Consider the following 13,731-nt stretch of genomic DNA (forward strand, 5'->3'; position numbering starts at 1 on the left):
TTTCATTCTCCTTTGAAAAAATAAGCGCTAAGCGCTTATTTCATTTCATCTAATAAATCATCATCTAAGTCTACTGGATCAGGAGTCTTAGGCGCATCAGGGAATGTGATATCTTGATGATCTTGAGTATCATCTACTTTACCATCATGCATTTCTAACATAACACCTGTATTGTATAATGATTCAATTTGTTCATTATTTAAAGTTTCATGTTCTAATAAAGCATTGGCAATTGTCACTAATTTATCCTTTTGAGCTTCAATAATCTCCTTACATTCAGCATAACACCCATCAATAATCTTGCGTACTTGCTGATCAATTTCAAATGCAATTTGTCCTGAATGTGAGTTATCCTGTGAAGAGTAATCTCTCCCTAAGAATACCGCATTTTGTCCAGATGCATATTTAATTGGACCTAAATCAGACATACCTAATTCTGTAACCATTAATCTTGCAATTCTTGTTGCCTGTTCAATATCATTATGAGCACCTGAAGTGACATCACCAAAGAAGACTTCTTCAGCCACACGTCCACCCATATAGCCAGTGATACTAGCCATTAACTGAGATTTAGTCTGTAAATATGTTTCCTCTTTAGGTGTCATCAAGTTATATCCACCAGCATTCCCTCTTGGAATGATAGTTACCTTCTGAACCTTATTGGCATGTTCTAAAGTCAAACCGATAATCGCATGTCCAGCTTCATGATAAGCAACAATTTTTCTTTCATGTTCAGTATACTTACGAGATTTTTTCGCAGGTCCACCAATAACACGATCAATCGCTTCATCAACATCATCTAAAGTAATTAATTGATGACCTTGTCTTACTGCTAATAAAGCAGCTTCATTTAACACATTTGCTAATTCAGCACCAGAGAATCCCGGAGTACGCTGAGCAACATTATCAAAATTCACATCTGGTGCAAACTTCTTGTTTCTCGCATGAACTCTTAAGATTTCTGCTCTTGCTCTCTTATCAGGATTAGCAACCTGAATTTGTCTATCAAAACGTCCTGGACGAAGTAATGCAGGATCTAAAACATCAGCACGGTTTGTCGCAGCTAAAATAATAATACCCTCATTACCACTAAATCCATCCATTTCTACTAATAACTGATTTAAAGTTTGTTCACGTTCATCATGTCCACCACCAACACCAGTTCCTCTTTGTCTACCAACTGCATCAATTTCATCAATAAAAATGATACATGGAGCATTTTGTTTGGCTTTTTTAAACATATCACGAACACGTCCAGCACCTACACCAACAAACATTTCTACGAATTCAGAACCTGAAATTGAATAGAATGGAACGTTGGCTTCACCAGCAACTGCTCTCGCAAGTAAAGTTTTCCCTGTACCTGGTGGCCCTACCAATAAAACACCTCTTGGAATTTTAGCCCCCATACTTACAAACTTCTTAGGATTCTTTAAGAAATCAACCAATTCAGTTAATTCTTCTTTTTCTTCATCAGCACCAGCAACGTCAGCAAATTTTGTATTGCTGTCTTTTTCTAACTTCGCACGTGAGTTTCCAAAATCGAAAGCTTTGGCATTGGCTCCACCGCCACCACCAATACTTCTCATTACAAATATCATGACACCAATTAATAAAACATAAGGAAGCAATCCTAAAATGGTATCCATTAACATATTTTCACTTTTAGCATCTAGAACACTAACCTTAATGCCTTTATCTTCTAATAACTGCATCAATGAATTTAATTCTTCATCAGTTTGCGGAACATTTGTCTTAAATGCATAAGTGACATCTTTTCCTTTTTCATTTTTTGTGTACTTTCCTTCTACACTTGTCACGTAAATACCTGGCATAACTGTCATTTCAGTAACTTTTTGTTTGTCTAAAATGGAAACAAACTCATTGTAATTGACTGCACTTGACTTTCCTGTGTTTAACAATGGCACAAGTGAACTCAATAAGATAATGACAACTAACCAAGGCATTATCGCTTTAAATAAACTCTTATTTTTGTTATTCATACGATCTCCTTTTTATTGATAACATTCTTCTTTAAGAATACCAACATATGGTAAGTTTCTATATTTTTCATCAAAATCTAACCCAAATCCAATAACAAATGCATTTGGAATTTCAAAACCAACATATTTAGCTTCTATCGGGAAAGTTCTTCCTTCTTTTTTATCAAGCATTGTTACAATTTCAACAGTTGCTGCTCCACGTTCTTCTAACATTGCTTTCACTGTTGACAAAGTTTTTCCAGTATCTAAAATATCTTCAACCAATAAAATATCTTTACCTTTGACATCCTGATCAAGATCTTTCTTGATAGTGATTGTACGAGGTTCAGTACCTTCATAACTGCTCACATCCATATAATCAAAAGTGACATCAAGATTTACATACTTAGAAAGCTCTGCCAAGAAAGGAACAGAACCTTTCAGCAAACCTACTAAGACCAAATTCTTATCATGATAGTCATTCATAATTAACTTTCCTAATTCTTTACATTTCTGAGAAATTTCATCTTGGGTATATAAAATTTCCTTTACATCTTTATGCATATTTTCCACTCCTTATTACGGTTATCCTATTTTATCACAAATACATTAGGTTTTGTAGTCAAATAATCAATGTTTTTTGCAATATGTGGGACTAGAATAATAGTTTTATCCTTATTTAACACAACTGGCCATGTTTTTCTCTTTAATGCAGGTATTTTTGCATTAATAAATAAGCGAGAAAGCTTCTTTGTTCCTGAAGAAGTCATAATACTATCGCCATCTTGCATTGTCCTTATTGTAATAGGATAATCATTTGGGCTTAAATATACACCTTCATTAATGTGTCCATTTTCCAATAAATGAAAGTGTTCACAACCAAAAGGAATATATTCCTTAAATTCATAGTAATAGCCCTTGGTTTTTTCTTTATCGATGATATAAACATTATCGTATTCTTTTATGAACAGATAATTAACTGGTAAGTTCATTTGAATATTTGGTTTAACACTATTAATCTGATGTTCAATTTCATCAATTAATGAATGAGAAATTAATTGGGGGTGCATGACATCTTTCAAAATTAAATATAAGAATAGTTTTCTTAAGTCAGATGGAATATAGTAATAGTAAATTTGTCCATCTGCTTTATATTGTTGGTAATAAGGGTTAACTTTAAACTCTAATTCTTTGATTCTTTGATTATGTTCCTGAGCTTTTTTAAACAGATTTTCTTTTTGCGTTTTGGTATAATGTTTTAAGATTGTATTTCTAATTCTATCACGTTCAAAATCAATTTCAAAGTTTGTATAATCATCATGATACTCAATATGCTGCTCATGACAGACTTGTAATATTTCATCTTTATAACTCCTCATAAGAGGCCTAATCACGCGCATATCCTGGACATAACTTTCTTCCTTAATTCCAAGATAATGGACTGTATTATGGCGTTCTAATTGCATATATACAGTTTCTAAATGATCATCAAGATGATGTCCGAGAATTAATCCATCACATTTATAAAGTTTATATATTTCTTTATAAAAACGATATCTCAATGTACGTGCCTGATCTTGAAAGTTTCCATCATGATAATCAGCTTCATGAAACTGCTTATAGTAAAAAGGCAAACCATGAGTTGCACAATAATCACAAACCAGTTCATAATCAATATAACTATCATGACGATAATTATAATTCACATGCGCAACAAGTAAGTGATATCCCTTTTTTCTTAAAGTATCCAATAAGTACATAGAATCACAGCCACCAGAAACACCAATGACATAATATGAAGTTTTATTTAATAGTTTTTCATTCACATCGATCACTCCACTAGCCTATTATAACAAAGAAATGTGAATTCAAAAACAAAAATCCCAATATTTTGGGATTATTGCTTACAAAGTTTTAAAACAATCAGTGTCATATCATCATTTTTCTCTTCATCACTTGCTAGATTTGTTAATAAATGTGCTATTTCTTTTGGATGATCTTCATCTATAAGATATTTATTGTTTTCTATAAAATCACCAAACTGACTTGTGAAACCATCTGAGACCATAAAAATAATATCGTTTTCTAATAACTGATATTTGTCAGTAGAAGTTTCTAATGGAGAAACAATTCCCATTGGTAATGATTGTGATTTCAATTCTATCAATTCATTATCTCTTAAAATGTATGTTGGACATGCACCATATTTAACCAATACTGCTTTTCCTAATACCAAATTGACTTGAATCAAATCTAATGTTGTAAACATATCATTTCGATTTTTAATCTTCAACAAAGCATTTACAGACTGTACTGCATCCTTTAATGAAATCCCATTAATAATCAGCTGTTTCATAATATCCAATGTTAAAGAAGAATCATCACTTGCCTTTTGACCCTGTCCCATACCATCACTTAATGCAAAATATTGATTTTCATTCATTGAAAACAATGCATAACTATCTCCACAAGCCACTGGATCTTTAGAACTCTGAGAAATCCCATATTGAACATAATAACGCGTACAATGCTTTAAAACAAGATATGTATAGCCCAATTGATGCATTGGTGTTTTTAATACTTCTATATCCAATGTCTCATTTAAATATGTTTCCAAAATAGGTACAAATTCATTTTCAATTTCTTCTCTTGTCACTTCATATAAACCAATTTCTATGTAATAAACAGATTGTGATTCATAACATTTTTTCAAATGAGCTATTTGGAAATGATATCCACTCATATGCTCATAAATATGACTTTCTTCAATATTACCAATCTTTAATTGGGTTGAAAATTGATTAAAAACATCGTTTAGCAATGAAAATTGATGATAAAGATCTCTTTTCATAGTTTGATATTCTTGTTGAACTCGATAGATTTTATGGTAATCTTTATGATAAGAATGAACTATATCTAAGTATTGCTCTGGTTTTAAACAATAATTAAAGATAAATTCTTCATCATCTTCACTATATGTTTCTTTTAAACCTTTATTCATTAATTTAACCAAACGATTTGGTCCATATTTCTTATTAAAACAGGTTTCTTGACTCGAACAGTTTTGACACATATCTTCATAAACATATCCAATATATTCTAAAGAATGATTATGAGAAGGTGTTTCATTGAATAATGAAGTCATCTGTTCAAACAGCCTGCAAAATGAATCTACCTGCTTAGATAACTGTTGTTTCATTGTTACTTCCTGATAGGAAGAAGATAAAATCGGCTTATTCTTAAACATTGGTAAAATGAGGAATATAAGACCACTTAAACTAATAATAATTCCATGATACATATAAGAGAATTCTAAAAAGAAAGGCAGAATTAAATGGGCTACAAAATACATACTTACAATAGTAAGCTTAGTTTGACATTTTACCATGTAAAAGAAAAACAATGGAATTAAAAAGGCAAGTATATCATCTTTATATCCCAAATCCATCAATAACATCAACATTGATGCATAAAACAGTCCTGGCAATAAATCATCTAAGCATTCATGATAAACCATTACCAAAATAAATACACGAATAATAATCATAGTGACAATTTGTGAATAAGGCAATAAACTCATCATACAAATCAAGATCACAACAGCTAAAGATTTTACACGCTCATGTGTTAATAATTCAGATTCCCCGTGAATAAATAATGGTGCCAAATATGCAAAGATAATTGTATTGAAATATGTAAGAACTGTTAATAAAAGTGTTGAAAGAAGATCAATTTGAATATATGCATAATAAACGCCTGCAATCAATGTTAACAGATAAGGAACATATCTTGATTTCATTGATTGGAAAATCAAACAAAATTCTAAGAGTATAAATGAAAAAAGACTAATAACAAGGATCTCATAGGGGACATGCAATAACAATACACCAGCAGATATCCCTACAAGATAACTTAATAACGCTTGATATCCACACATAAAGCATAGATAAAATAAAGGTAACACAAACAACAATGATGTATGATCAATGTTGACTAATGAAACCAAAAAAGAAATAAGCGTTATGTAAAAGACAAATTGAATTTTTATTTTTTTAGTACGACTCGGATTGATAATCAGTTCCATATTTTCACCTCACATGCCATTATAGTCTCTCTTCTTTAAATTATTTGTCACTTTAAGAAGGCAAAAAAAGAATATCATTCACGATATTCTTTCTTGTATTTATAAAAACTTGTGCGACTAATATGTAAGTGTGTAATCGCTTCTCTTTCACTGAGTTCTTTTTTATTAAAGGCATCAACAACATATTGGAAATCATCTGGCAAAGATAATGGGCGTCTTCCAAAAATAACTCCCCTCTTTTTTGCAGCCTCAATTCCTTCTCTTTGTCTTTGTTTAATATTTGTACGTTCCTCATGGGCACAAAAACTTAAAACCTGCAAAACCAAATCAGCAATAAAAGTTCCTAAAATGTCTTTAGATAATGTTGTATCTAATAAAGGCATATCTAAAACTCTTATATCAGCTTTCTTATCTTTTGTTATAAGTCTCCACTGTTCAATAATTTCATCATAATTTCTACCCAATCGATCAATAGATTTAATAATAATCAAATCACCTTCTCTTAACCTTCTGATCATTCTCATATAACTTGGCCGGTTAAAATCTTTACCTGACATCTTATCAATAAATATCGATTTTCTTTCCAAATGAAACTTCTCTAAAGCAGCTAATTGTCTAGCAACATTTTGGTCTTTACTAGAGACTCTCACATATCCATATACTTTTCCCATTATTTACCTCCTTTCAAACTTTCATTTTCTCAAACTTTTCATAAAAGTTCTACTGGTAATAATTGGAAATATGACATTATCGCTAAAAAGATAATATTTTTCAGTTAAATTTGATTAAAACTATGCTTTTTTTGTCTATGCTTCATAAAAAAATAGAAACCTCCCAAAAGAAAATTCCTATTCTCTTTCATAATTAAATTATTCCTGATAGAAAGAGTATTGTTTTCTACCAGATTTTTTTGCACTATATAAAGCTTGATCCGCATGCTTATAAATGTCTTCATAATCATCACCATTCTCTGGATATAAAGCAATTCCCATGCTTAATGAGATTGGATATTCTTTATAACGACAAGATACACAATCATGGATTTCTCTTACCCTTTTTTCTACATCACCCTCATATTTAATGAAGACCATAAATTCATCTCCACCCACTCGTGAAATAATACTTTTTTCTCCTATACAGTCTAAAAGTTTCTTTGAAAAATATCTCAATACTTCATCACCGAACATGTGACCAAAGAAATCATTAGCATTTTTAAAATAGTCTAAATCTATCAGAATCATAGCATAATGTTCATAAGGATGTTTAGACATAATCATTTCAATTTGTTGACGAGCCGTCTTATGGTTAGATAATTTGGTTAAAGAATCTTGTGCAGCAATTCTTTTTAATTTATTCATCTTGGTATATTCATCATGAATATCAACACATTTACCAATAACATCAGTTATTTCAGGAATATCATTTTCAACCCATAAAGGTCTTGCAAGTATTTTAAACCAGCGCCAATCTTCTTTTACTTTTATTTGTGTAATGATTTCTACAATTGGATGATCTATAGAAACAGATTTAACTTTATTTTGAAATTCATTTAAGGAATCTAATGAAATAATCTCCAACATTGTCTGATTCTCTATTGGGGCAATAATAATCTCTGGCATATTTAAATGATGAGCTCCCCATTCTGATACTGTTAAAATATTAGATTTTATATTAAATTCAAATTGTATTTCACCAGACATGGATGCAAAAAATTTATATTTAGTTCTTTCCTGCTCTAAAAGTGCAAATGTTCTGTTAGAGACGCTAGTTTTTTTAAATATATGTTCATTCATACTTTGAGATTCTAAATTTAAAAGAGAATCTTCTGTTTCATATATTGTTAATCTTTCATTTAATTGTTGACTCCCATGAAAAAGACAATCTAATAACTCTGGATGAAATGCACCACACTGTCCTGCCATGATCATTTCAACTGCTTTGTCATGTGAATAGGGTGGCTTATATGCTCTTTTGCTTGTTAAGGCATCGTAGACATCCGCTAATGCAACAATCTGTGCACTAATAGGTATTTGTTCACCAGTTAAATGATCTGGATAACCGCATCCATCGTAGCGTTCATGGTGCCAGCGACAAATATCATGTGCTGTTTGAATTAAACTTTCTTGTTTAAAATATGGGATATCTTTTAAAATCTGAGCTCCAAAAAGAGTATGTCGCTTCATAATTTCAAATTCTTGTTCAGTTAATTTTCCAGTTTTATTTAGCAAAGTATCAGAAATCATAGTTTTACCAATATCATGTAATGAAGATGCATTCATGACTTCGGCTATATAACTATCAGAAAAATGATAATTTTCTGACCTTTGAGAAAGTGAACGCATCAAAAATTCAGTAATAATACGAATACGTAAAACATGCATACCACTTTCACCATTACGAAACTCTACAATATGACTCAAAATTTCAATCATTAAAAGATTATTCTTCTCTTTTTCAAGTATTTGTTCTGTAATCATATTTTCTAGTTGTTTATGTTTAGCATTGAGTAAGATTGTATTTTGAACTCTTTTTTGAACAATTAAATCATCAAATGGCCTATTGATATAATCACAAACACCTAAATCATATGCTTTATCAATAGATTGAGAGGCCGTATCAGAAGTTATTGTTATGACTGGTAAATATTGAATCCAGTTATTCTTATTCATTAACATTAAAACTTCAAAACCATTCATTACTGGCATTACTATATCTAACAAAACAAGTGAGATACTCTCAAGATTTTTTTCTATATACCCAATAGCCTCTAATCCATTTTCTACTTCTACAATATCATATTCTGGAGATAGAATATCAATCAATAAAGAGCGATTTATAGGTGAATCATCAACAATAAGTATTTTATTTTTACTTCCCATATTATATTCTTCTTTCTCTTTATTCTTCTTCAAGACAACGTATAGCCTCTATAATTAAATCATAATCTTCTTTAACATTGTTATAGAGGTCTTCAACATCTGTCTCATTGTGACGCAATGCTTCAGTTAATTCACAACTTGAAACAACTAACCTTTCCATCATAAGATTAGTACTCACACCCTTTAACGTATGTGCATAACGGAAAGCATCCTCATACCTTTCTTCTTTCAATGCTTTTGTTAATTCTTGCATACAAGTATCTTTTCTAAATTTTAAGAGATATTTAATAACTCTTGCCTCTGTCATGAGTAATCGCATGATTTCCTCATAATTCCCCCCAAACATCTCATAACATTCTTTTACATTCATCATATATTTTTCCCCTTTGCTTCTTTATGAATTTATTTTGTTATCATATATATTTTTCTAAAATACTTGTTAAATTATCAATATCGATTGGTTTTGCAATATGGTCATTCATTCCTGCACGTTGTGCTTGTATAATATCATCAAAGAAAACATTAGCTGTTAAAGCTATAATAGGTATTGATTTTACATCTTCTCGCTTCAATTGTCGAATATGCTTTGTTGCCTCATAACCATTCATAACTGGCATCTGAATATCCATAAGAATAGCTGTATAATAATATTCAGGTGAAGTATTATACATTTTTAAAGCTTCTTCGCCATTCGCTGCACTTTCAACTAAGACACCTTTCATTGATAATAATTCCTCTGCAATTTCACGATTCAGTTCATTATCTTCGACTAATAGAATACGACTCCCACATATATCTGAATAATGTTCTCTTAATATATCCTCTTTGGAATTCAATATTTCATTCGTACAAAATAAACTTAAAACATGAAGTATTTTTGACTTAAATAATGGTTTTGTAATAAAGGCATCTGCTCCAGCACGTGTAAACTCTTCTTCTATATCAGACAAATCATATGCTGAAACAATTATAATAGGCACGTTTTCATCCATTTTTTCACGAATTGCTTTGACTGTTTCCAAACCATCCATATCTGGCATTTTCCAATCAATAATAACAGCAAAATATCCTTTGTCTATATTGTGAGCATGAGTAACTCTTTCTAGTGCTTCCATTCCAGATAACACCCATTCTCCCCGCATCCCCAGTTCATTAATAAGCATAACAGCACTTTCACACACAATTTGATCATCATCAACAACCAAAACTGATTGTCCCACTAATTTCTCTTCATTTTCCTCTTCTTCTAATTGTAATTGAAGGGGGATGGAAACTGTAAAGATTGTCCCTTTCCCCAATTGACTTTCGACCTCAATAGTTCCATTCATCATATTCACAATATTTTCAGTAATGGCCATTCCTAGTCCTGTTCCCTGAATTTTATTAATACGTGTATCTTCAGCACGACTAAACGGTTCAAAAATATGTGGTAAAAAGTCTTCAGACATACCGATGCCATTATCATAAAACTTAAATTCAAATCTACCTTTATCTAAAATCAATGAGTCCAATTCATTAATAACTAAAGAGATCTGACCACCTCGTGGTGTATATTTAACAGCATTAGAAATAAGATTCATAAATATTTGTTTTAACCGATCTCCATCAGCAACCACTTTTTCATGTTTAATTCTACCAATGACTATACTAAAATCTTGTTGTTTTTCATCAATAAGCGCTCTACACATATCTGAAACATCATCAATTAATTCTGGTAAATTTACATCTTCAAGCATTAAATCAATTTTTCCACTCTCAATCTTAGACATATCTAAGACCTCATTTATTAAACTCAATAAATGACGACTAGAAATTTTAATTTTATGAAGACAATCAGAGACTTTTTCTGGAAAATTTATATGAGCCTGTGCAATTGATGCCATTCCTACAATGGCATTCATTGGTGTTCTAATATCATGTGACATTGAAGACAAGAAATCAGTTTTTGCAGAATTTGCAATTTTCGCAATTTGGTAGGCATCTTCTAATGCTTGACGTTGTCTTTCTTCCTCTCGCCTTGCTTCAGTCACATCAAGTCCTACACTATAATATGATGGAATTCCATCCCAACTATCTTCTACACTTAAATAACAAAGTGTAACTGTTAAAATACGTTCTTCTCCATCACGTCTATTCATTTTCACTTCAAAAACTGCATTATCCCCTGTTTTTGTAAGGGTCTGAGCAATCACTAAAGCTCGTTTTAAATCATCTTCTTGTATATATCGACATTGTGACTGAAGTTCATTTTCAAATTGTTCTGCAGTATAACCAATTAACTCTAAAAATTTTTCATTATACCATAATATAGTACTAAAATCTCGTGTATCTAACCTTGCCAACCCACCTGGTATTGATTTTAAAATGGCTTCTCGTTCTTGATCTTTCTTAGATAATTTATATTCTGCACTGTACATATCGTGAGATAATTCTATTCTTGTTCTATGTCCTTCCCAATTGATTTGACGATTTTTAATCATAAAAGTACGTTCAAGCGTCGGATTATAAAATTCCCAATTATATGATTCATCTTCTTTTAAAATATGATTTGTACAAAAAGGACAAGGTGATGTCCTTCCCTGAATGACTTCATAACATTTCCTTCCAATCACTTGTTCTTTTGTAGCTTTCAAAGTTTCATAAGCTGTTTTATTAAGATACAACAATTCATAAGTATCCATATCACTCAAATAAACATTTCCTTCATATTCAGACATTAACCACTCAAAATTACGCTTTCTCTCTTCTTTAAGCTGATACAAAGTCTCTTTTTCATGCATAATATCATCAATCTGTGTATAAACAATAGATATTTCAACTTTCTCTTGAGTTTTTATGATTGTTACTGTCATACGCATCCATATAGACTGACCATTATTTATAGACAAACATGTATCATATTCTAACATTTGCTTATTGTTCTTTACAGCATCCATAAGACTTGCTTTCATCTTTTCATAATCTTCTAAATGATCATATAAATCTTTAAGATTATACTTTTCTTCTCGCTTCAAGCCTAATAACTGATAAAAGTAATCATTAGCCCAGATTATACTTAAACTCTCATCTAACAAATTCTTACTCATCGCGATACAAATATGATTAAGTTCAAAAGAACTTCCCTGTATACCTTCTCTCATTTCCTTTGCCTCCATTTGTATATATCAAATCCAAATAACCCCTTGTTCATATATATGTTTATTATATCATATACGATTTGGAAAAAGAATAAGTTTTGATTTTTGTAGAAAAAGAATGAATAAGTGTATGAAATCACATCAAAAAGGTGTTAGAATAAGAATATCTAAACACTTATCATATGTAGAAGGGGGCAACCATTTTGAAAAGTAATCATGATTTACAAAATGTTATCTATCATATGCTAGTGACTCAAATAAAACTAGGTGTCTATCATTTCAATGATCATCTTCCCTACATAAAAGAAATGAGTCTATATCTCCAAGTCGCACCAGAAACCATTCGATATGCATATAATAAATTAAAAGACAATCATTATATCTCGTTATCAAAAAATACAGGTGCGAAAATCATTATCGAATATAGTCAGGATGAGATTCAAAATCATATACAAGAGTTCTTTATAACAAGAAAAGATGCATTAATCGATTTAAGTCAATCAATGCAACCACTTTTTAGTCATATTCAATGGCTCAGTTTAAAAAATGCTTCTGAAGAATCGTTAAATGAATTAGAGCAATTGATTACAAAGAGAGAAATCTTTGTCTCTTATAGAGCTATTCATATTTTCCTAAAATTATTTAGTTTTTTAAAAAATGATATATTAATAAGATTAATCTGGTGGATTTATATATTCTATCAAATTCCTTTCTTTAGTGTTTATAAAGAAATCTCTATACTAGAAAAAAATGGATATTTACTTCTAGAAATAGTCAGACTATGTCGCCAGCAAGACTGGGACAAATTAAAAATAGCTATAGATAAATCTCACGAACAGATTCATACTAATCTTATGCAATTCTATAAAAGTCATATTCACTATGCTTCTAGTCATGAAAAAATTGCATTTTCTTGGGATGTATATAAGCGAAATGAACAAAAACAGTATTCTTTAGGAACTGAAATCATTCAGGATTTGAGTCGTGGTAACTATCGAGAAGGTAGTTTCTTACCATCTTTAGACTCATTAGCAATTCAAAAAAATGTATCAGTGAGTACTGTTCGAAGAACATTGACTTTACTTAGGCAAATTGGTGCTGTAAAATCAATCAATGGTGTTGGCACTCAAATTCTACCTATAAATAAAATTGCTGAAAACTGTGACTTTTCTCAAAACTCTACCAAAAAGAGACTAAGTGATTTTGTTCAAAGCCTTTATATTCTTACAAACTCCTGTCAAGAAATTGTTCAATTAACTTTAGTACATATGGATGAAAGTGAAATTAATCAACTCATAATATTACTTGAAAAACTACGAAACATTCATCGCTGTGAATTAGCTGCATATTCTGTTTTGCATTATGTTGTGAAATACGCCCCCTATAATGCTATTAGTATAATTTATTCACAATTATTTGAACAATTACTTTGGGGATATCCTTTACGGAGTATAATGAAAGTTCTTCATAATATCACAATTCATATAGATACTCTTATTGAATGTTTACATATAAAGGATTTTAATCATTGTTCACATATAGTAGAACGCCTTATGATAAATGACCTCATTTCGGCTTCTCAATATTTAGAGAAGATAGGCTTGACTACACATATTGATATACAAACACTACAAATTTAAAATCCAAAT

General features: G+C 30.7%; 9 protein-coding genes. 1 reads left to right on the forward strand and 8 read right to left on the reverse strand.

Annotated elements, in window-relative coordinates; genetic code table 11:
- Positions 1 to 35: 35 nt before the first annotated feature.
- The 8 genes from ftsH to GQF29_RS06735 all read right to left on the reverse strand — a co-directional run bounded on the left by ftsH (position 36) and on the right by GQF29_RS06735 (position 12,085).
- Positions 36 to 2,003, reverse strand: a complete 1,968-nt coding sequence (ftsH, locus tag GQF29_RS06700; protein ID WP_008789300.1) for an ATP-dependent zinc metalloprotease FtsH — start codon at positions 2,001 to 2,003, stop codon at positions 36 to 38.
- Positions 2,004 to 2,015: 12 nt separating this feature from the next.
- Positions 2,016 to 2,546, reverse strand: coding sequence for a hypoxanthine phosphoribosyltransferase (gene hpt, locus GQF29_RS06705; protein WP_054689506.1), 531 nt, complete (start codon positions 2,544 to 2,546; stop codon positions 2,016 to 2,018).
- A 26-nt stretch (positions 2,547 to 2,572) separates the two neighbouring features.
- Positions 2,573 to 3,808 (reverse strand): tRNA lysidine(34) synthetase TilS, encoded by a 1,236-nt coding sequence (tilS, locus tag GQF29_RS06710; RefSeq protein ID WP_008789298.1) that lies wholly within the window; start codon positions 3,806 to 3,808, stop codon positions 2,573 to 2,575.
- A 71-nt stretch (positions 3,809 to 3,879) separates the two neighbouring features.
- A complete protein-coding gene (locus GQF29_RS06715) occupies positions 3,880 to 6,066 on the reverse strand; it encodes a PP2C family protein-serine/threonine phosphatase (RefSeq protein ID WP_008789297.1) in 2,187 nt (728 codons plus the stop codon).
- Between the two features lie 74 nt (positions 6,067 to 6,140).
- Positions 6,141 to 6,737, reverse strand: a complete 597-nt coding sequence (locus GQF29_RS06720; protein WP_008789296.1) for a recombinase family protein — start codon at positions 6,735 to 6,737, stop codon at positions 6,141 to 6,143.
- A 198-nt stretch (positions 6,738 to 6,935) separates the two neighbouring features.
- On the reverse strand, positions 6,936 to 8,945 hold the full coding sequence (locus GQF29_RS06725; protein ID WP_236916397.1) for a diguanylate cyclase: 2,010 nt from the start codon (positions 8,943 to 8,945) through the stop codon (positions 6,936 to 6,938).
- Between the two features lie 19 nt (positions 8,946 to 8,964).
- A complete protein-coding gene (locus GQF29_RS06730; protein ID WP_008789294.1) occupies positions 8,965 to 9,318 on the reverse strand; it encodes an Hpt domain-containing protein in 354 nt (117 codons plus the stop codon).
- A gap of 40 nt (positions 9,319 to 9,358) precedes the next feature.
- Entirely contained in the window at positions 9,359 to 12,085 is a 2,727-nt protein-coding gene (locus GQF29_RS06735; RefSeq protein WP_117769007.1) for a response regulator, read from the reverse strand.
- Between the two features lie 200 nt (positions 12,086 to 12,285).
- On the opposite strand from GQF29_RS06735, the gene GQF29_RS06740 reads away from it, so the two are divergent.
- On the forward strand, positions 12,286 to 13,722 hold the full coding sequence (locus tag GQF29_RS06740) for a GntR family transcriptional regulator (RefSeq protein ID WP_017144057.1): 1,437 nt from the start codon (positions 12,286 to 12,288) through the stop codon (positions 13,720 to 13,722).
- Positions 13,723 to 13,731: the final 9 nt, after the last annotated feature.

Origin of the sequence: Coprobacillus cateniformis, assembly GCF_009767585.1 — a bacterium.
Taxonomy (GTDB): Bacteria; Bacillota_I; Bacilli_A; order Erysipelotrichales; family Coprobacillaceae; genus Coprobacillus; species Coprobacillus cateniformis.